This window comes from Chloroflexus sp., assembly GCF_056331925.1.
On sequence record NZ_JBWGQH010000011.1, the window covers coordinates 53,789 to 75,448 of the forward strand.

Sequence of the window (21,660 nt, forward strand, 5' to 3'; positions counted from 1 at the left end):
GGAGACGCACGGCAGTGCATCTCATTATGTGGAGACGCACGGCAGTGCATCTCATTATGTGGAGACGCACGGCAGTGCATCTCATTATGTGGAGACGCACGGCAGTGCGTCTCCGGTATGGCCTCGTACCTTGTACTACGAATCCGGTGTCGGTGGCGGCAGTTCCGGGTTTGTTTCAGTGTTAGGTTGCGGCGCCGGTTCGGGATCAGGCGCGCGAATGCCGAGCACGATAGTCGTGTCAGGCAAGATCCATTCACCTGCTGCCGGCAATGAACTGAGCACCACATACGGCCCGTACCGGTAATAATCCTCGCCGGCCCGATCGGGACCCTGATAATCGACGTAGATGCGACCCGGATCGATACCCAACAAGGCCAGCACCTCTTTGGCCTGATTTTCACCCAAGCGGCGTAGATCGGGCATCAAGATTGCACCTTCAACCGGTGGTACCGGCACCGGCGGTTTGAACATCTCCTCGGTACATACGGGGAGATCTTCGTACTTAAGCGGCACCGTGGCATCACCACCACGCCATTTGTACTCAACCTTCTCATCGGGATCAGGTGGTGGCAGTTTCCACAGGTAAATCTCACGCACCAGCTCAGATGGATAGCTCGCTTCTGGGGCAGGCCGGCAGTAAGCGCCATCGGTCAATGCACTGAGATCCTGCGGGGGCGGCGCCGCCTTGGGATCGGTAGGTGGAGCCGGTGGCGGGTTAGGCCGCAACTCGCCGCTACTCGTCCACTCTTCCGGGGTAGGAATTCGGACAACGGTCACTTTGTCGTATGCTGAACAGAGAACATCACCCGCGATCAAGTTGGTGAGATTAGCGGTTGGCGTCGGACTTAACAAGGCCGCTTCCTCCAATTGCTTCAGCATCTTTTGGGTAAACACCTCCTCGCGGTAGCCACCAAAGGGGCCGGGCAATTCACAGATAGGGCGGCGCACGACCTCTTCTGGCAAGATAAACTCCGTCTGAATTTCCCCATCAGGAAACGGCGCGGCAAAAAGGATACGATAACGTTCATCTTCAGCAATGAGGCGGAAGATATTCTCCATCACGTTGCGCCAGATGATCCCACCACCGGTCAGACTCTCCACCCGCGCCGTCGGTTCGTTATTGTTATTTCCCGTCCACACGCCAACCGTCACAAACGGCGTATAACCGACTGCCCATGCATCTCGCCAATCGTTGGTCGTGCCGGTCTTGACCGCCGCAGGCAGACTGAGACGCAACGGGCTGTTGAGGCCCCAAATTGCTTGGCGGGCACGGTCATCGCTAAGCATATCTGAGATAATCGCGACCAGTGCCGGATCGACCACCGGTTCGCCGGCCGGCGGCGAGAAGCGTTCGAGGGTACGCCCCTGCGAATCGGTAATTTCGAGAATGGCAACCGGAGGGAAGTAGCGCCCACCGCTGGCCAACGTATTGTACGCGGTGGTTAGTTCCAATGGCGACACCTCGCCACCGCCCAACGTGAGGGACAACCCATAAAAACCGGCACCACGCTTGAGACCGGTACGGATACCGACCCGTTCTAGCAGCCGGATGGTGTAATCGATGCCGGCAAACTTTAGCGCCTTGACCGCTGGCATATTGAGCGAGTTTGCCAGCGCGGTACGGATACGCACCGGCCCGTTCCATTGACCGTTGTAATTCTGCGGAGCATACCAATCACCGGTACCGGTCGGAAACTCGGTTGGAACGTCCCACAATACCGTCTCCGGTGTCATGCCCTGTTCCATCGCCGCCAGATAGGTAAACGGCTTGAGCGCCGAACCGGGTTGCCGTTCACGAGTCGCGACGTTCACTTGCCCATCGAGGACATTCCCCGACTCGCCGGGGGTCTTGGTCGGTTTCACCGCGTTGTAGTCGATACTCCCGACCATCGCCAGAATCTGGCCGGTGTTGGGTTGCATGATCACTACTGCTGCGTTATGGATGTTCCGCGACTCCAGTTCGGCGATCCGCTCGAAGGCCGTGGCTTGCGCCATCCGTTGCAGTTGAAGATCGAGGGTGGTCGTGATCCGTAAGCCACCACCGTACACAATTTGCGGTCCATAGCGCTGCAAGAGCAGATCACGCACATAAAAGACAAAGTGCGGCGCGTTGAGCGGGGCCTCTTGTGGAGCAAAGCGTAGCGGTGTCGCCAGCGCACGTCGCGCCTGTGTTTCGGTAATGTAGCCGTCTTCAACCATTCGACGTAAGACGGCAGCTTGGCGGATGCGAGGAAGTGGTGTACCGGACGGTAAACGTGCATTCGGGTCGAGCCAGTCATCATCAACAAAGACCGGCGGCAAATAGCCACCTTGCTCGTCACGTTCGAGATAGTTTATCGGATTGTAGACAGAGGGTAACTGCGGTAGACCGGCCAGCAACGATGCTTGGTTCAGATCAAGTTCGGCAGCACTGACACCAAAATAAACTTCGCTGGCTGCCTGAATCCCATAGGCAAGATTGCCGTAGAAATTCTCGTTGAGATACAGCTCGAGAATCTGATCTTTGGTATAGATGCGATCAAGCTCTTGGGCCAGAATAATCTCTTTGAGTTTTCGTTCGTAGCGGCGCTCCGGTAATCGCTCTTCCGGCGTCAGCACACTATTTTTAATCACCTGCTGGGTGATGGTTGAAGCTCCACCCACCTCTTCGCCCAATCGTAAGCTATCGACCAGCGTGCGGATGATACCGGCCAGATCGATACCGGGATTGGTGTAAAAGGTTTTATCTTCGATAGCGATAGTTGCCTGTATTAAGAGAGGGCTAATCTCGTCAATCGAGACTTTCGTGCGTTTACCGGTATCAAAGAATTCGTAGAGCAATTCGCCGTTGCGGTCGAACATGCGGGAGTTTTCAAACAAGGCCCGATTATCGAGTAAGGCCAAGCGTGGACGAAGGCTCTCGGCGACTTGGATGTAGGCATTGTAGGCGAAGCCGGTGAGTGCGATGAGCACAACGGCAATCAGCCCGAATACGGCTAAGAGCGCGTTCATGAGCCAGCGACCCAAGGGTAGCTGCGGTGTAGGACGACCACGCACTAGACGTGGTGGGATATGGCGACGACCGTTGCGGCCATTACGATGGTATGACGATAGACGACGCGAACGTATCATAGCTGACGTGAAACACCTGTCGGCGTTGGAACGATTATGAATATGCGCCTTGATGAGCGCCGACGGTAGTATAGCATATAGTGGTCTATTGTAACTGATACGCAGATGAGAATGGGATCGGGTAAAATGAACGTGATCCGTGAGTGTGTATCCTAACGATACCATGAATCAACCCTCGCTTGTTACGCCGACCATTCTGATTACAGGCCTTATTACCCTCCTCGTCACGTTGATCGGTGATACGGTGACTGCCGCTACCGATTGGCACATGGTGTGGCTGAGCGGCGCAAGTTTGTTGGTTGGTCTAGAAGCAATCGCGTTGCGTTCGCGGATGGTTGCCGGACTTCACGAAACACAGGGTGGGGCGGTGCGGTATCTGGCCGTTGAGGTGTTTGGACTGATAGCGCTAGCCCGGATCGTTGCGACCCTGGGACAGGGAAGCAACGGTTGGGCCGCGATGATGACGTGGATTACCGACCCGCTCGCCGCGTTCGATGCTCCGTTTCTGTTTTGCTTGCTCACGCTACTGACTGTGGCAGTCCTGAGCCGCAGTGGTATCGCTGCAATTGCCGCACTTACGCCAAACGCTCCGCTCAAGACACCATTGCAGAGTCTTGATATGCTTTTTTACCGCAGTGACGCCATCGCCCGCCGCCAAGTAGCTGTCTCTGCCCTGAGTCGGGCAGTCGGTTGGGGTGGGCTACTGATGATCGTTACGCTGGGTGTGCAATATCGCCAACACACGCTCCCACTCAGTGCAACCGGTTGGATGGCGCTCTACCTTGCCGGTGGCCTAAGCCTGATTACGCTGGCCCAGCGCCGAGCTTTGTTGGCCGATTGGCAGAGCGATGAAGCCGATATTGCGCCTGAGGTTAATCGAAGTTGGCAATGGCTGAGTATAAGTACTATTGGATTGGTGCTTGTCTTAGCACTCGCTCTTCCAGTGCAGGTAGCACCCCTCGTTCCAGATGACTGGCAAGAGACACTTCTATTGATCGGTGGAATTGTTCTCTTGTGTGCGATGATCCTTTCATTCCTGTTTATCGGGATGCTGAGTCTTGTGGCACTGCTGCCGTTGATGTTACTGATGATCTTGAGTTCGCTCATGAATACATCGGCAAATGCGGTGACGCCAATCGTACCACCAATCCTGCCATCATCTGTCGAGAGTACACCACCAGTATGGCCGGGGTTAATCTTTTGGATGTGTATCGCGCTACTGACCGGTTTGGCGTTTTGGACGATCTTGCGCCGTCAACAGTGGGTGAAGCAGGGATGGCCACACTTGTACGAGTGGATAACCGCTGCGCGGCAACAGATAAAACAACGGCACCGAGATCGGCGCTGGCGACTATCGTTTGGGCGACGGCCCACTGCGCCACCAGACCCGATCCGCCCACCGGTTGATATTGCGATCACCTGCTACCACGCGGCTTTGCGCTACGCTGCCAATCGAGGTTACTCACGCCAACCAGCACAAACACCGGCAGAGTTTGCCGAGCATACGGTCCCGCAGTTAGCCGAAGCCGGTGAAGAATTACGCGCACTGACGCTTGCGTATCACCGCGCTGCATATGCCGGACACGCATCTGATCCGGTTGAACAGCAGCAGGTGCGTACCCTACTACGTTGCTTCCGACAAAAGATTATGCAAAGGCGCAGAGTGCGCAAAATATAGGTGAGGATTGAAGGCGTGCCTGTGCGCGCTCAGCGCCTGCCTTCTTCCTACCCAGATGTTGTGGTCGCCGCCATCCGGCGCGGCATCAGCACAGTATAATCAAAATCGAGCACTACCGCCGGATCGTAATTACCATCGGCGTCACGGTAGGGAAAATCGTGGCACGGTCGATCCTTGGTGGCAACGGTGCGTACCCGCAAAGCACCGACATCATCACGCCCCGGAATTTCCATTTTGTCGAGAATCTCCGACCAAGCGTAGATAGTATCACCGGCAAAGCTGGGGTTTGTGTGACGACCGCCATTGATAGCAGCAATGCTGAACGCATTGGCGAGGCCGTTGAACGAGAGCGAACGGGCGAGGCTGATGATATGACCGCCGTAGACAATCCGCCGACCAAACCGACCCTCACGCTCAACGTGGAGGTTGAAGTGAACGCGAGCCGTATTCTGATACAGCCTCGTAGCCTGCATATGCTCGGCTTCCTCGATAGTGACCCCGTCGATATGATCAATCTTCTCCCCGACCTCATAATCTTCCCATACATATGAGCTGCCGGCACGCACAAGATCGTACTGGCCGGGGGCAATTTGGTAAGGCACATGCAACTCGACCACCGGAACGGCATCGGGCAACGACGGTACCACCGGTTCTGGCGCCGGTGCATTTAGATCACGTTTGCGCACCATCACCCAGCGAATATATTCTAAGACCATCTCGCCGCGCTGATTGACTCCTACCGAGTGGACATAGACAACACCGGTTTTACCATCTTTGTTCTGACGTAACCCGATCACTTTTGAGGTGGTTGAAAGGGTGTCGCCGGGATAAACCACCGCGCCAAACCGTCCACCGGCGTAGCCGAGATTGGCGATAGCGTTGAGGGAAATATCGGGCACCGTCTTACCGAAGACAATGTGAAAGACGAGCATGCTATCGAGGGGGGCGCGGTCTAGGCCGAGATTCTGGGCAAACGGAGTCGATGATGTTACGGCAAAACGTGAACCGTAGAGCGAGGTATAGAGGGCAACATCTCCTTCAGTGACGGTACGGGGGGTGGCATGGACAATCTCTTGACCTAACCGAAAATCCTCGAAGAAATTGCCGGGATTGGTTTTGTTGATCATTCGGTTCTCCTTTTATAGATGGCAATGCGATTAGGGCGACGCACCACCGTGTGGGTGACGCACCACCGTGTGGGCGACGCACCACCGTGTGGGCGACGCACCACCGTGTGGGCGACGCACGCCGTGTGGGCGACGCACGCCGTGTGGGCGACGCACGCCGTGTGGGCGACGCACGCCGTGTGGGCGACGCACGGCGTGCGTCGCTCCAATGATTACAATGATTCCGTAAACCCGTAGGCTTTGGCCAATTCGGGGTCTTTCTTGGCGATCATGCGGGCAAGGTCAACAATCACCTTGGCCTGTTTCCATGTAGCATCATCTTGCATCTTGCCGTCGATCATTGCCACCCCAGAACCATCGGGCATTGCCTCAAGAATGCGTTTGGCGAAAAGCACCTCGTTCACATCAGGGCTAAAGACGCGCTTGGCAATTGGGATTTGATTTGGCGCCAACGACCACGCACCGGTACAGCCGAGCAAGAAGGCGTTGCGGAATTGGGCTTCACAGGCGGCTTCATCCTTAATATCGCCGAAGGGGCCGTAGAAGGCACGTAGCCCGTTGGCAACGGCAACATCGACCATGCGGGCGATAGTGTAATGCCAGAGGTCTTGCTGGAAGAAGGGCCGTTCAGTCTGGCCTTCTTGTGGATCGGCCAAGACACCGTAGAACGGATGGCCGCCGCCAACCCGCGTCGTCTTCATCCCACGCGAGGCGGCTAGATCGGCCGGACCGAGGCTGAAGCCGTGCATACGCGGACTAGCTCCGGCAATCGCTTCGAGATTGACCATCCCTTGCGCCGTCTCGAGAAGGGCGTGGATGAGAATAGGTTTGCGAATCTGATGTTTAGCCTCCAGCAGCGCAAGATATTGATCGACAAAGTGGATATCCCACGGCCCTTCAACTTTCGGGATCATGATGACATCGAGTTTATTACCGACATTCGCCACAATTTCGGCAATATCATCGAGCACCCATGGGCTGTTGAGGGCATTTACCCGCACCCAGACTGCCGTATCGCCGAAATCGGTGTTGCGCACAACCTCGATGAAGCCGGCGCGGGCAGCCTCTTTCGCATCAACCGGAATAGCATCTTCGAGGTTGCCACACAAGACATCAACTTGCTTGGCAACTTCGGGAATACGGGCACGAATCTTTTCAACGTGGGGTGGGAAGAAATGAACAACCCGCTCCGGGCGTACCGGCAATTCACGGATTGGTTCAGGAGCACCGATGGCCAATGGTTTGTAGAAATTGTGCGGTAGTTTACGCATCATTGCCTCCTAAATTCAGATGCAACGCTCAACGCAAAGATGCAAAGAATCAACAGCACTATCGCTGCACCGTTTCCTCATTGCGACTGCTGCACGCATCGCGTCTCTGCGTTATTCCAAAACCTCCGGTCCGGCGACAATCCCTTCATCGTGTAACCGACCTACTTCACCTTCACTCAATCCAAGCACCTCCAATAAAATCTCGTCGGTATGTTCACCGAGCCGGGGTGCCGGCCGCACGGGTAAGCGTGGCACTTGGCTAAAATCAAGCGGTGATCCGGCCATCAGATATGAACCGATCCCCGGTTGCTCGACCATAGCAAACATAGGGTTATCGGTGGAGCAATCTGGGTCTTGAGCAATCGCTTCACGCACCGTCCGGTATGGCGCCCATGTCACACGGTGTTGCTCGAACACCTTACGTACTTCGGCGAGCGTGCGTGCGTGAAACCATGGTTCAAGCAGTGCAGCAATCTCACGGCGAGCGCGGAACCGATCGCCCTCTTCATCCATGTTGAGCCCCAATCGCTCGCCGAGAGCGTTGAATGCATCGCTCAGGCCGGTCGCCTTCCCCAACGCCTTCCATTGCAAATCGGTCAAACCGACAACCATCACCCGCTTCCCGTCGAGTGTCTCGAAATCGCGCCCAAACGCACCGTAGAGATAATTCCCCTGTTTGGGCCGGTCGGTGTCATTCACCATCACCTCGGCAATCATACCAAGATGACCGATCATCGCTAGCCCGACATCTTTGAGAGCCAGCTTGACCAATTGCCCTTCACCAGTCAGCCGGCGATGACGTTCGGCAGCCAACAAGCCGAGTGCAATCATGTGGCCAGTGATGAGATCCCACGCCGGTAACACATGATTGACGACATCAGGCGAGGTAACGGGGCCGGTCATAAATGGCAGGCCAAGTTGCGGATTAACGGTATAGTCAACCTCCGACCCACCATCCCGTCGGCCAACCAGATTCACCATAACCAAATCGGCGCGATGGCGCCTGAGGGCATCGTAGCTCAACCAACCACGGGCGGGAAAGTTGGTAATAAAGAGACCGGCGTTATCACCGGGAGCGCAGATCAATTGGGTCAGTAGCTCTTGACCACGCGGATGGCGAATATCGACCGCGATAGAGCGTTTGCCTTTGTTGAGACCGGCCCAAAACAAGCTATGCTTTCCATCAAGGGTAACCGGCCAGCGCTTGTAATCGAGACCACCACCGATGGGATCAAAGCGAATCACATCGGCACCCAACTGAGCCAACGTCATCCCGCCGAGCGGTGCAGCAACAAAGGCTGAGCCTTCGACGACACGCATACCACTGAGAATGCCGTTCATGGACTCCTCTTGCCGTATCAGACTGTGACGATCACACGGAACCGTCACAGTGCTAAAACCTCTGCCTAGATCACTCGCTTGGCGCGCAACTCACCGATCTGATCGTCATTCATCCCCAGCCACTCTTTCAACACCTCCTCCGTATGTTCACCGAGTTTGGGACCAAGCGAGCGAATCTTGCCGGGGGTTTCCGAGAGTCTCGGCACGATATTGGGCATAATCAGTGTTTCACCAAGATCCTCGGCATCGATGGCGACCAAATTGCGCCGGGCATGAACATGGCGATCACCGAAGAAATCAGCAATATCGTTGAGCGGCGCTGCCGGCGTGGCAGTTGCATAGCACCGTTCGAGGACTTCGGCGCGGGTCAACGAGCTACACCAATCACGCACGATCTCGTTAACATCACTGGCGTGGGCAAGACGGACTTTCTGATCGCCATACACACTCGACGAGGCCAACTCAGGGCGACCCATCGCGTTAGCAAGACGGGCAAAAAGCTTGTCTGTCGCGCACGAGATCGCCACCCATTTCCCGTCTTTGGTCTGGAAGTGACCGTGGGGACAGGCAAACTCGTTGTAATGCGAGCCGTGCCGCTCACGCACCTTACCGTACATCCCATACGCGGGAACCAATTCATCACTACAGCGGAAGACCGACTCGTAGAGCGCAGCATCGACATATTGACCGCGACCGGTCTGTTCGCGGTAGCGCAAAGCGAGCAGAACCCCGATACAGCCGTATAGACCGGTCATGTAATCGGCGAGAGTGGTTGAACCGGGCGTGACCGGCGTCCCCTTCGGCATACCGGCCAGATACGCGATCCCACCGACGGCGTGGGCGATGCGGGCAAAGCCGGGACGGTCACGATAGGGACCGGTTTGGCCGTACCCGGTCACACGGAGCATAATCAGGCGTGGGTTAATCTTGCTGAGCACATCCCAGCCTAATCCCCACTTTTCGAGTGTTCCGGTACGAAAATTCTCGCAGAGCACATCCGCTTGCGCAACCAGTTCTTTAAAGACCCGCGCCCCTTCAGGATGTTGCAGATTCAGCGTTACCGAACGCTTATTACGCGACTCGCTCAACCACGTTAACGTATCACCGCGTGTAGTCGGGGTACCAAAGCGACGTAGCGCATCACCACCAATCGGATGTTCAACTTTCAACACATCGGCCCCAAACTCACCGAGCAGCGTCGCGCAGAAGGGTGCTGCAATCACGGTTGCAGCATCGATGACGCGGAGGCCTGCTAAAGGCAACGTCGTATCGGTTTCAGTCATCACCTATACCTCGTTCTATATGCGGGTTTGCAACGGAGAACAGGTACACCTCTTCACCTTTGCCGGTTTACATTCTATCGGTACGCCCTAGATAATTTTGCGGCTACGCAAATGCTTGATCTCTTCAGCAGAAATATCGAGCAACTCGCGCAGCACCTCATACGTCGCATTACCCAGCGGCGGCCCAAGATTGGTAATCCGACCCGGTGTTTCAGACAGCGTCGGGATCACATTGGGAACTACCACTTCACCGACACCTTCGGCTTCGATCCGTGCCAGATTACCCCGCGCACGAAAATGTTCATCGTTGAACATATCGGCAATACTGTTGAGCGGTCCAACCGGTACCTCTTTTTCCAAACAGCGGCGCATCACCTCATCGCGCGTGAGGGAACCAACCCAATCGATGGTAATCTGATTCACGACATCGCGGGCTGCCAAGCGCTTCCGTTGATCGCCGTACAACTCAGGCGAAGCCAATTCAGGGCGTTCCATCGCCTCGGCCAACCGCTCAAACATTTTATCGGTGGTACAGGCAATCGCCACCCATTTCCCGTCTTTAGTACGAAAATGACCATGGGGCACGGCAATAAAGCTTCCCGCACCTTCACGTTCGCGAATCTTGCCAAACAGACCATAAGCCGGGGCAATTTCATCAAGAATACGAAAGACTGCCTCATAAATCCCGACATCGATCAACTGGCCACGCCCGGTTTTCTCACGATGGCGGAGTGCGATCAAGATCCCAATCGCGCCGAAGAGACTGGCGATATAATCACCGAGCGGTGCCGTACCGGGCAAAACCGGTGTTTCACCGGGAAAACCGGCAAGGTACGATAGACCGCTAAAGGCATGGGCAATGTGGGCAAAACCGGATCGACGGCGGTACGGACCGGTTTGGCCGTACCCTGACACACGTAGCATAATCAAGCCGGGGTTGACAGACTGCAACGTCGGCCACGATAACCCCCACTCCTCCATCGTACCGGGCCGAAAATTCTCGACCAAAATATCAGATTTCGCTACCAGCTTCAGAAAGAGGTCCACACCTTCCCGCTGCCGCAAATCGATGGTTACCGACTTGCGGTTCCGTGCTTCACTCAGCCACGCTAGCGTAGCGTCATGGCGTGTAGTAGCCGTACCGAATCGGCGCATCGGGTCGCCCCCAAGAGGATGTTCAACCTTCAACACCTCGGCGCCAAATTCCCCTAAAATTGAAGCTGCATAGGGACCGGCCAAGAAATTACCGACATCGATCACACGAATGCCGCTGAGCGGTAGTCGATCACGTACCACTGCCGGTTCAGGTTGCGGCTCCGCAGCAGGCGGAGTCGGATCAGCTCCTGGTGCAGATTCGAGGTCTGCTGTCACTACCACCGGCATTTCGGTCTCCGTCATCTCCGTCGTTTCAGTCGTTGCTTGAGTCGTTTTTGTCGGGCGTGAGCCTTTTGCCATCGTTTACCGCTCCTCAAAAATACACAAAACGAACTATCGCATAGAGCACGTCAAGGCTCTATACGGGCCACCATGGCCATGAGCTTTGCACAAAAAGACAAGAAGGGTAGGGATAAAAATCTCGTGTAGTTTTACAATAGCATAGAGTACTCGATTGTGCAATTGCCTGTTGATAACTTTTAACTGTGAGTTGATATAAGTAAATCCTTATAGCTGGATCGTTAGACTATAGACGAGAGCATAATAGACAACAAAGCCGATTGGAGAAAGCAACCGTAGCATAGCAAGGAGCGAACGACTATGAGCGAAGCGGACTGGACGGCGTGGATCGGACAAACGGAGTTGGTCGAGGATGAGATTTGCCTCGCACAGGCATTAGCTGCGGCAGCTACACTCGAGCCACCCTCAGCAACACTTACCGTAGGAGCACCCTTACCTCCCCTGTGGCATTGGTTCTACTTTCTTCCCCGCGCACCACAATCACAACTCGGCAGTGACGGCCACCCCCAACGTGGTGGTTTTATTCCACCAATCCCGTATCCGCGCCGTATGTTTGCGGGGGCAAGAATCCGCTTTCACCGGCCGTTGCTGATCGGGCAGCCGGCCCGTCGTGAGGGCGTAATTCGCAATATCACCCAAAAGACCGGTCGTACCGGCCCGCTTGCCTTTGTGACCGTCGGTTATCAAATCTACCAAGGCGAGAACCTCTGTATCGAAGAAGAGCAGGATATCGTCTATCGCGAACCGGGTGCACCGGTTCCAGCACCGGTGCCGGTTGAGCTGCCACCGGTCACCGATGCTATTACCCGCATCGTTACCCCCGATCCGCGCTTACTCTTCCGGTTCTCGGCATTGACGTTTAATGCACACCGCATCCACTACGACCGTCCGTATGCCCAGCAGGAAGAAGGCTACCCCGGTTTGGTCGTGCATGGCCCTCTTGTCGCAGTGCTGCTGATGGAGCTTGCCCGCCACCATACCACCCGCCCGATCAGCAGCTTCCGGTTCCGTAGTCAAGCACCACTGTTCGATCTTGCCCCGTTCCGCCTTATCGCCCGCTTTGGCACCGATCAGGTTGAGTTGGAAGCGCAAGGACCGGATGGGACCTCTGCCCTCACGGCCACCGCCGAACTTGGGGGAGGCAACGAATAACGCCACGCACAGTGTGTAGACGGGAGGGGCAGAGCCACGAATAACGGCTCTGCCCCTCTTGTGCTGTGAGATCGTGGTTCGTGCATAACCGTATGTTTAGAGAACCATCTTCGTATCTTTCGATGCAAAAGTACGAATTTTGCACTCTTTTTTCGTAATTACCGTCACAATTTATCCGTGAATTTTATCACATATTTTCTGCAAAAAATGTCACAATTTATACAAAACAGATCATATAACAATTCTCGGTGGTAATATTTTCACTCAATGCTCACGGATATCTTGTTAGTATTGAGCTTGCATTGCTCTCCCCGTATCGAGGCAAAGATCACGCAGACAGCGGTTGCCTCTCGATGACGACACAATCGTACTGTATGCGTAGTGTCTACCCGTATCTCACCATCTAATAGTGCAGATCGGCAGGCCCGCCTTTGCGATACCGAGAGTAATGAATTGAGCAGTGAGATAGTCAACAAGAGTAAGAAAGGAGTGCAAGCATGGAAGCAGAAATGCAACTGTTTGTCGACTCGCTGCGGCGCAACATGACCGCCGAAGACGTGGTGAACCTCGAAGCATGCATGAACTGCAAGATGTGCGGGGAGGCGTGCGCGTGGTATCTCGTGACCGGTGACGAAAAGCTCCATCCAACCCACAAGACCGGTTTGCTCCGCCAGATTTATCAGCGCTATCTGACGGTCGAAGGTCGGATCGGGGGTGTACTCGGACTCGTGACGACACCCACCGTTGCCGATTTGAAAGAGAATATGCAGTATTTCTGGGCCTGTACGGCTTGTGGACGCTGTACGTTGGCTTGTCCATCCGGTATCAGTATTCGCCGCATGGTGCGTCTAGCCCGTGCTGCGTATGCCGATTCGGGTCTAAGCCTCGCCAATCCAACGATTCGGTCAATTATCGAGAACACCGACCGTCACCGTCACAGCTTTGGCCTGACGGCGGCACAGGTGCTCGGTCGAGTCGGTTTGTTCTTGCGCAGTGAAGGGCTAGAGGTGCCGGTCAATGTGTCCGGCGCCGAACTGCTCTTTGTTTGTCCGGCTGCCGGAAATACGAAAATCCCCGATTACGGTATCAAACTCATTAAAATTCTCAATGCTGCTGGTGTCAGTTATACCATCTCACCTTATGTTATCGATACCGGTACTGAAATTGATCATATTGCTGTTCATCACAACCTGTCGAAGCAAATGTTGTTGGACTGGGAGGAGGAAGCCGATCGGTTAGGTGTGAAAGCGATCCTGCTGGTGGAATGTGGCTGCGATACGCGCACCCTATACGCCGAGGCAACTGAAACGCTTGGTCGCCCCTTCCGCTACCCGATTATCAGTGTTGATTCTCTGATGCTTGATCTCATCCGGGAAGGACGGTTACCGGTTGAAAAGACCCAGTTGAAGGTAACCTTGCACGATCCATGCTACGCAACGCGCCTCTCTGGGTTGGGTGATCTGTTCCGCGAGCTGTTGCATCTAGTCACCGATAATTTCATCGAGATGACGCCAAACCGCGAGCACAACTACTGCTGCAACGGTGGGGCTGGTGGCATGCGGTTGCCGGAAAACACGAATCTACGGCGCAAGATCTCGGTGCTGAAGGCAAACCAAATTCGCGCTACCGGTGCAGATTATGTCACCTCACCGTGTGTGGTTTGTACGTTATCGCTGGAAGATACCTGCCAGACGTACAATCTCTCGCCCACCGGCGAGCGGATGGCGCTGGTGCTGTTCGAGGTCGTGTATGCCGCAATGGAGCCGGCGCTGGCAAAACGCGGTGAACTCGATCGTATGCGCGTCCCTGCTGAGCTGCGACATCGTGACCATGAGTTCTTTATCGCACATAGTATCGAGGGCCAGATTGCGACACTGATGCAGCAACCCGATTTTCCGGGGTTGCTTGAGTGGCTGGAGAAAGACGATATTGTGAAGCGATTTAGCAAAGATCATCCACAGGTCTACGATCTCCTCCGATCGTGGCGGGAGTTTGCGATGTCGCTCGATCCGGAATGCTGTCGGTAGGTTAGTCAGACGATAGTACGCAGGAGGTGAGTGATGATCGAATTGTTGAATATCATTGCGCCGGTGGCGCTGACGATCTTTGTGGTCGGGGTGGGCTTACGGTTAGGTCGGTTCGGCGTCGCGCTGCTGACGAAACGCCATCCGCGGGGCGTGTCGCCAACGTTCGTACCGATGCCGCAACGCATGGGCGTCTTGGCGGCCTTGAATGCGGTGCTATTTGGACCGTTTAAGCATTTTTATCGCCGGTCAAACCCGACGTGGGGCCGTGGCTATCTATTGTATCACGTGGCGATTATCACCGAGGTGATCGGGTATAGCATTTCGGCGCTCATCGTTTTTGCAGTAATCGTGCTCGGGCGACCGGTACCGGATGTGGCTTTGCATCTCGAAGAGAGCTTTAATTACTCACCGGCCAATCTGCTTGCCATCATCTTCGGCAACGGCGAAATGTTGCAGGCGCGATTTCTGTTCGGTCAGTTTGCTCCCGTGTTTATCGGTATCACGTGGATCGCCGTCGGCTTTGCAGTCCTCGGTAATGTGCATCTCATGACGGTGCTGCTGCGCCGATGGAGCGGCGCCGTCGTTGGTGACATTGACCACGCGGCCAAAGGCATCCGTACACCCGGTCGGTTACCGTGGGATCGGCTCGTTGTGCGCACCATTATCTTCTGTATTATCTGGACAGAACTTCTCGCCCGTTTGCATCTCGTTCCCGGTATTGTTTACTTCCATGCACTGCTAGGGTTAGCGTTGTTTGTCCTCTTGCCGTTTACGTATCTCTTCCACATGGTCTATAACTTCCTCGCCATTTTCTACGCGGTGCGGCGGCGGATGGCGCGCACGATTGCGTAACGATTGCACGTCGGATAGGCCCGCCTGAGTGATACCACACGTTGGATCGCTCGGGCGGTCACCTGAATGAATGCAGGTCTTGGGTACAGACTACATGGGCGTTGCCTATAACCCACACCGGTACGAACTGCGTTCACGTAGGGTTGCGCGTGGATCACATTCATCACCTTATTGATGATCGTTCTTAGTCCAAATTTGCATTGAGTATCTCTATGTAGGTTGCGCGTGGATCACATTCATCACCTTATTAATGATCGTCTACGCGTACCACCCGTTCGACACCGGTATAGATATTACACACCGCACCTCGGAGAAAACCAATGAGGGTCATATGAAAGTGCTGAGCCAACGTCACCGCTAATGTTGACGGTGCGCCGACAGCGACCACAATCGGAATGCGGGCCATTAATGCTTTTTGCACAATCTCAAAGCTCGCCCGCCCACTGACGACCAGCATCGATTGGCGCAAGTGAGCCAGAGTGCCGTTGAGGACGTGAGCACCGATCAGCTTATCAACGGCATTGTGCCGACCGATGTCTTCATACAGGGTAAGCAATTGTCCACTTGTAGTGAAGAGGGCGGCAGCATGCAGACCACCGGTACGCGCGAAGAGTCGTTGCGCTTGCCGCAGCGTGTCATCGAGCCCAGCCAAAACGGTACACGTGACCCGCACCGTCGGATCGTCGATCAGCGGTGTACAGCCCCGGAGATGAAGCGACTCGAGCGAGGCTTTACCACAAACACCGCACGAAGAAGAGGCGAAGAAGAAGCGACGATGCGCCTCAAGATCAAGATCACGGTCGGCGTGCAGATTGACCATGAGTGTGTTGAAGCGCACCTCGTCATCGAGTTCCGCATCAACACAGTAGCGAATGGTCGTAATGTCGTAGCGATCACGAATAATACCCTCACCGAATAGAAACCCGGTAGCCAACTCCACATCGGCATCAGGGGTGCGCATTAGGGTGGCGAGCTGCACTGTCTGCTGAGTACTCGGTATGGCGAGCCGTATCTCCAGCGGCTCTTCGACGACGACCGCATCTTTTTCGCGCCGGCAATACCCCTCGCGCACCTTGACTACGGTATGCCGACGAACGGTTGCTCGGGAGATCATCGGTTCCTCACTTGGTGGTACAAGACCCAACCACGCGCCGCCGGGCGGGCATCGCTCCCTATGCCGAGCCATGCAAGTTCCTCACTTGGTGGTACGAGGCCCAACCACGCGCCTCAACCCGTTGCGTCATTCAACCATCACCGGCACCTCGACCGGATGAATACTCACGATGGCTTTGTACGCCGGAACACCTGACCCCGGATCGCGCCGATGTGCATCGATCAAGACATTTCCTTCCGGCCAATGGACCTGCACGTTCCCCGACTTCAATGGAGCAAACTTGATCCGTGCCCGGAGTTCACCTACTGCTGAGCGCAGCACAACCCACTCACCTTCCCGTACTCCCAACCGAGCCGCATCGTCTGGATTGATCAGCACATCATCGCGGTGTGCCCCGTTGAGTGGATCGCGTTCATCATGAATCAGCGAATTGAATTGCTTCCCACGTCGCGTCTTGAGCACGAACATACCTGGCGGGAGATTTGTATCCGGTGGCGTGAGTGGGGTAAACTGCGCTCTCCCATCGCGGGTCGCAAAAACACCATCGCGACAGAGAATACGACCTCCCCATTGCACATGATCGCCGGCTTTGCGCAGATGCTGAATACCGTCGTACTCAGGAACAATCCGCGCAATCTCATCACGAATCTGCTGACCATCGCCAAAACGGATCAGTCGTGACCGTTCAGGATAGGTGCGTTCGGCGACATGCATCAGAATCTCCCACTCACTGCGCGCCTCAGCCGGTGGCGGGGTGATATATGGGGAGAAGATAATCTCACGCTCGGTGCTTGTCTCGGTACCGCCATCGCGTTGCTCGTAGCGCGTCGCCGCCGGGAGCAAGATGACTGTATCGGTGGGATCGACCAGCATCTGGCTCGAAAGCACAATATCCTGATGAACACGCAGGGCCGGACGGCTCAACGCAGTACGGATATAGGCCGGATCTGGCATTGTATCGAGAAAGTTGCCACCGACGGCATAAAATACCTCAAGTTGCCCATCGTAAGCGGCATCGATCATCTCGCCACAGCTTAGCCCTTTCCAATCGGGTACGGCAAAACCCCACTGCTCGCTCAGCCAACGGGCATGCTCGGCATTCACCGGCTTACCGCCGGGAAATGTGGTCGCGGTACAGCCCATCTCACCACCACCCTGCACGCCACTATGGCCACGAATCGGCATGACACCACAATACTCACGACCGATAAAGCCGCGTGCCAGCGCTACATTAATGATCGCTTTGACATTCTCAACGCCGTACTCGTGCTGGGTAATCCCCATACTCCATACAAAGACGGCACTCTTCGCGTGGGCCAATAGTTCGGCAAACGCCAGCATCTCGGCACGGGTCGAACCGCTCGCCTGTTCTAGTTCCGTCCACGATTGGGTTGCCAACGTCGCCTGCATCTCGTCGAACCCACGGGTATGTGCATCGATAAAGGCACGGTCGAGCCAACCGCGTTCGATCAGGTGTTTCAGCGTACCGTTGAGAAACGCTATGTCCCCACCGATCTGGATCTGAAAAAAGCGGTCGGCAAGCCGCGTACCAAACAAAGCGCTTTCAAACACACTCGGTACCCAATAGCGCTCAAGGCCCGGCTCGCGATAGGGGTTAATCACCACAATGCGGGTCCCGTGCTGCTTCGCGTAATAGAGATATTTCGTCGTCACCGGTTGGTTGTTGGGAGCATCGCTCCCGATAAACACCAACACGTCGGTCCCGATCCAATCGCGATAACTACAGGTCGAAGCGGCGACGCCGAGCGTCTGTTTCATCGCGGTGGTACTCGGCGCGTGACACAGACGAGCCGCGTTATCGACGTTGTTCGTACCCAGAAAACGCGCTACTTTCTGCGCCACATAGTACGTCTCGTTGGTAATCCCGCGCGAGGTTAGATAGAATGCGATCCGACGCGGATCGACAGCGCGAATACGGGTGGCAATCTCGTTTAAGGCTTCATCCCACGTTAGGCGGCGGAAACCGGCTTCACCGCGACGCCGGATCAGCGGATAAGGGAGACGACCCAACGCCCGCAACTCACGCCCGTTGAGTGATTGCAGGGAGGCTACATCGGCGAGACGGCGAATATCGAGTGGCGGCATTGTATTGAGCCGCAACAGATTCAGCCGTACTGTGCAGAGGTGAACACCCTTCATAGTAAAATCGCGCAGGCCGGTTGTACCGAGAGCACAACCATCGCATACACCCTTGTGCAAAATGCGCCATGCTGTACCTAAGTTATCGCGATTTTCCCAAATAGTGCGCACGATTTCCCAATAATGGTTGGGCTTCACCTGACCCAAACCATTAGGGACCAAACTAACCCACGTTGCCGGATTCCAGCCCCGTCGTTGCATATTGACTCCTCACGTTTTGAGCGAATTGGGAAAGCTCTGCCTTTAATTGTACTGCAACTACCGGTGAGATTACAACTTTTGCTTTAGCAGTGATCTGGTTGTAGGAATAAGCACCAACGACCATCTGATGGTACGACATCCTTCGTTACAACCCTCTAGACAAAACCCCTTCAATTCGTGTAGACTAGGATAAGGAGGTTGTATGCATGTCCCACCCGAACCCATCGTAGTGATAGCCGCTCACGCTGACGATATAGAGTTCGCCGCTGCCGGCACGATTGCCGGTTGGGCAGCAGCCGGGCATCCGATTACCTATTGCATCGTTACCGACGGATCGGCCGGGTCAAACGAACCGGGAGCCGATCTCACCGCTTTAGTCCAACGTCGGCAGAAAGAACAGCGGGCCGCCGCTGCTGTTTTGGGTGTGCATGATGTGCGCTTCCTTGGCTATCGTGATGGCGTGTTACAACCCACCCTCGAATTACGACGCGAACTGACGCGCCTCATCCGTGAGGTACGTCCATTCCGTGTCCTCTGCCAGGACCCAACGCTGGTCTTTGCCGGCAAGAGCTACATTAATCACCCTGACCATCGTGCGGCTGGCGAAGCAGCGATCTATGCCGTCTTTCCCAGCGCCGAAACGCGCCCCATCTTTCCAGAACTGCTCGCCGAAGGCTACGAGCCGCACAAAGTGCGCGAACTCTACCTGATGTTCCCACCAGCACCCGATCTTTATCTAGACATTAGTGACCGGATCGAGCAAAAGATCGAGAGCTTGCTCTGTCATCGATCGCAACTCGGCCCCGAAGTCGCCGATTGGGTGCGCAAGTGGGATGCCGAAAACGGCGCGCAGATTGGCGTTGCCTACGCCGAAGCCTTCCGGGTGCTACGTCTCGTCGATAATTAACCGCGCGACACGAACCATTCCGATCACGGGTAGCGTCTGCTACACCCGGATGGTTTGGTGTACGCGCTGCGTTGTTGTTGCTAGCGCCGGTGTATACCGGCTAGAAAGGAAAACCATTGGCAGATTGATACCAATGCGGTGTGCGTGAGTCAGGGCCGCGCACATCTCAGTTGCACCGAGGTTGATGTTCGGTGTGTTGCCCTGGTGTCCGTGTCCGCGCCAGCGTCGGGGCGAGTGCCTACGATGTGGTTTCCCCTAATTGCCTACTGCGGCGTAGCAGTCGCGCATTGCGCGCCGGAGACCACGGTAGCGGACGTAGTTAGTGAGGCTATATGAGTACCTTGACGAACAATCGATTACAGGCCCTCAGCGACAATGTGTGGTTACACTTCTTCCAAATGGGCCATTTCTCCAGTACCGGCGCGCGACCCACTGTGCTCGTGCGCGGTGAAGGTTCGCGCGTGTGGGATCAAGACGGTCACGAGTATATTGATGGTTTGTCCGGTCTTTTCACAGTCAATGTTGGTTATGGTCGCCGCGAAATCATTGAGGCGATCAGTGCGCAACTGAGCGAGATTGCATACGTTAGCCCCTTTAGCTTCCCCAGCCTCCCCCAAATCGATCTATCGGCACGGCTAGCCGCTCTTAGTCCGACCGGCCCTCGCTCACGGGTCTTCTTGACCACCGGTGGCTCAGATGCGGTTGAAACTGCCCTGAAGCTGGCAAAAGCCTATCAACGCCGCCGTGGATTTGCCGACCGTACCAAGATCATTGCCCGCCGGATTAGTTATCACGGTACCTCGATGGGTGCCCTGTCGGTTAATGGTGTGACCTCGATCCGCAACGGGTTCGGCCCACTGGTTCCGGGAGCGCGCCACGTACCGCTCCCCTATCGCTACCGCTGCGATTACTGTGCTTTACACAGTGGCTGCCGTGGCGTCTGCGCTGATGAGGTCGAGCGCCTGATTGAGTTTGAGGGGCCGGAGACAATTGCCGCCATCATCATGGAACCAGTCCAGAATAGCGGCGGTGCGATCGTCTCGCCGCCCGGCTACCTCCAACGTATCCGCCAAATCTGCGATCACTACGGGATTGTGATGATTGTCGATGAAGTCATCTGCGGTTTTGGGCGGGTAGGTGACTGGTTCGGTTCCACGGCGATGGCGGTTCACCCCGACATCATTACCTGCGCCAAAGGGATTACCAGTGGCTATGCACCGCTCGGTGCGGCAATTGTGCGTGACACCATTGCCGACATGTTTGTTTCCGAGAATGACGCCGACAAGTTCATGCACGGTATTACCTTCGGTGGACACGTGGCGAGCTGCGCTGCCGCGCTCGCAAATCTCGACATTATCGAACGTGAACACCTGCTTGAGCGCAGCCGTGAGATGGGGACGTACCTTATGCGTGAACTAGAGGCAGCGATTGGTCAGCACCCCAATGTCGGCGATGTGCGCGGGATGGGCATGTTTATGGCGATTGAGCTGGTGCGTGACCGGACCACCCGCGAGTCCATTGCTGAAGAGCGGTTGATGAGCTGGTTGAGCGAACAATTGAAGCAGCGCGGCTTGATCTGCCGGGCCGATGACCGGCTCGAACCGGTCATCCAACTGGCCCCACCGTTGATTCTCACCCGCGAAGAGGCCGATCGCTGCGTCACCATCATCGCCGAGGCCGTGCATGCCCTGGGCCGGAAGCTCAATAGCACACCCACGGTCATTGCCCTCAACCCACCGGTTGAGGCGCCAACGGCTGTGGCAGCGGATTAGCATCTAGATTTCTGACACTTCATGCCAGGCCGGCTTGATCATTGCCGCAGGCCTCGCTAGTGTTATTGTTGCTAGAGAGGCCTGTTTGTCTGCACGTGCGCACGACGATACCGGCATTGCAGCCGGCCCCCGCAGAATCCCTCCGACAAACCCCACATCACTCGGGGAAGATTGGCATACAAGTGCCGGCGCACGAGCGCTCTCGTCAG

General features: G+C 55.7%; 15 protein-coding genes. 6 read left to right on the forward strand and 9 right to left on the reverse strand.

Going from position 1 to position 21,660, the window contains the following annotated elements:
• Positions 1 to 135: 135 nt before the first annotated feature.
• On the reverse strand, positions 136 to 3,111 hold the full coding sequence (locus AC01ZF_RS07565; RefSeq protein WP_476575255.1) for a transglycosylase domain-containing protein: 2,976 nt from the start codon (positions 3,109 to 3,111) through the stop codon (positions 136 to 138).
• A gap of 163 nt (positions 3,112 to 3,274) precedes the next feature.
• Here AC01ZF_RS07565 and AC01ZF_RS07570 point away from each other — a divergent pair, with 163 nt between their 5' ends.
• Entirely contained in the window at positions 3,275 to 4,789 is a 1,515-nt protein-coding gene (locus AC01ZF_RS07570; RefSeq protein ID WP_424676698.1) for a DUF4129 domain-containing protein, read from the forward strand.
• 47 nt (positions 4,790 to 4,836) lie between these two features.
• Here AC01ZF_RS07570 and AC01ZF_RS07575 read toward each other — a convergent pair whose 3' ends face one another.
• From AC01ZF_RS07575 to AC01ZF_RS07600, 6 genes are all read right to left on the reverse strand, one after another.
• On the reverse strand, positions 4,837 to 5,916 hold the full coding sequence (locus AC01ZF_RS07575; protein WP_424676697.1) for a MaoC family dehydratase: 1,080 nt from the start codon (positions 5,914 to 5,916) through the stop codon (positions 4,837 to 4,839).
• A gap of 30 nt (positions 5,917 to 5,946) precedes the next feature.
• Positions 5,947 to 6,108 (reverse strand): hypothetical protein, encoded by a 162-nt coding sequence (locus AC01ZF_RS07580; RefSeq protein ID WP_476575256.1) that lies wholly within the window; start codon positions 6,106 to 6,108, stop codon positions 5,947 to 5,949.
• 20 nt (positions 6,109 to 6,128) lie between these two features.
• The gene (locus AC01ZF_RS07585; protein ID WP_476575257.1) at positions 6,129 to 7,190 is read right to left on the reverse strand and encodes an HpcH/HpaI aldolase/citrate lyase family protein; all 1,062 of its coding nucleotides are present in this window, start codon (positions 7,188 to 7,190) and stop codon (positions 6,129 to 6,131) included.
• Between the two features lie 108 nt (positions 7,191 to 7,298).
• Positions 7,299 to 8,528 carry a 2-methylfumaryl-CoA isomerase gene (locus tag AC01ZF_RS07590; protein ID WP_424677269.1) on the reverse strand — a complete coding sequence of 410 codons (1,230 nt, stop codon included), beginning with the start codon at positions 8,526 to 8,528 and terminating at the stop codon, positions 7,299 to 7,301.
• Positions 8,529 to 8,593: 65 nt separating this feature from the next.
• Complete coding sequence (locus tag AC01ZF_RS07595; RefSeq protein ID WP_424677268.1) at positions 8,594 to 9,811, reverse strand: CaiB/BaiF CoA transferase family protein; 1,218 nt, start codon at positions 9,809 to 9,811, stop codon at positions 8,594 to 8,596.
• An 87-nt stretch (positions 9,812 to 9,898) separates the two neighbouring features.
• Positions 9,899 to 11,266, reverse strand: coding sequence for a CaiB/BaiF CoA transferase family protein (locus AC01ZF_RS07600; protein ID WP_428111982.1), 1,368 nt, complete (start codon positions 11,264 to 11,266; stop codon positions 9,899 to 9,901).
• Between the two features lie 300 nt (positions 11,267 to 11,566).
• Between AC01ZF_RS07600 and AC01ZF_RS07605 the strand changes: the two genes are divergently transcribed.
• The 3 genes from AC01ZF_RS07605 (at position 11,567) to AC01ZF_RS07615 (ending at position 15,297) form a co-directional block, all read left to right on the forward strand.
• Entirely contained in the window at positions 11,567 to 12,418 is an 852-nt protein-coding gene (locus AC01ZF_RS07605) for an HTD2 family dehydratase (RefSeq protein ID WP_424677266.1), read from the forward strand.
• 497 nt (positions 12,419 to 12,915) lie between these two features.
• A complete protein-coding gene (locus tag AC01ZF_RS07610) occupies positions 12,916 to 14,445 on the forward strand; it encodes a (Fe-S)-binding protein (RefSeq protein ID WP_424677265.1) in 1,530 nt (509 codons plus the stop codon).
• A 33-nt stretch (positions 14,446 to 14,478) separates the two neighbouring features.
• Positions 14,479 to 15,297, forward strand: coding sequence for a hypothetical protein (locus AC01ZF_RS07615; RefSeq protein ID WP_424677264.1), 819 nt, complete (start codon positions 14,479 to 14,481; stop codon positions 15,295 to 15,297).
• A 247-nt stretch (positions 15,298 to 15,544) separates the two neighbouring features.
• Here the strand turns inward: AC01ZF_RS07615 and fdhD are convergent, their stop codons facing one another.
• A complete protein-coding gene (fdhD, locus tag AC01ZF_RS07620) occupies positions 15,545 to 16,483 on the reverse strand; it encodes a formate dehydrogenase accessory sulfurtransferase FdhD (RefSeq protein WP_476575258.1) in 939 nt (312 codons plus the stop codon).
• Between the two features lie 54 nt (positions 16,484 to 16,537).
• The gene (locus tag AC01ZF_RS07625) at positions 16,538 to 18,772 is read right to left on the reverse strand and encodes an FdhF/YdeP family oxidoreductase (RefSeq protein WP_428111987.1); all 2,235 of its coding nucleotides are present in this window, start codon (positions 18,770 to 18,772) and stop codon (positions 16,538 to 16,540) included.
• Positions 18,773 to 18,974: 202 nt separating this feature from the next.
• On the opposite strand from AC01ZF_RS07625, the gene AC01ZF_RS07630 reads away from it, so the two are divergent.
• Together AC01ZF_RS07630 and AC01ZF_RS07635 are read left to right on the forward strand one after the other, a co-directional pair.
• Positions 18,975 to 19,679, forward strand: coding sequence for a PIG-L deacetylase family protein (locus AC01ZF_RS07630; protein ID WP_424677262.1), 705 nt, complete (start codon positions 18,975 to 18,977; stop codon positions 19,677 to 19,679).
• A 332-nt stretch (positions 19,680 to 20,011) separates the two neighbouring features.
• On the forward strand, positions 20,012 to 21,451 hold the full coding sequence (locus tag AC01ZF_RS07635) for an aminotransferase family protein (protein ID WP_476575259.1): 1,440 nt from the start codon (positions 20,012 to 20,014) through the stop codon (positions 21,449 to 21,451).
• Positions 21,452 to 21,660 lie beyond the last annotated feature (209 nt).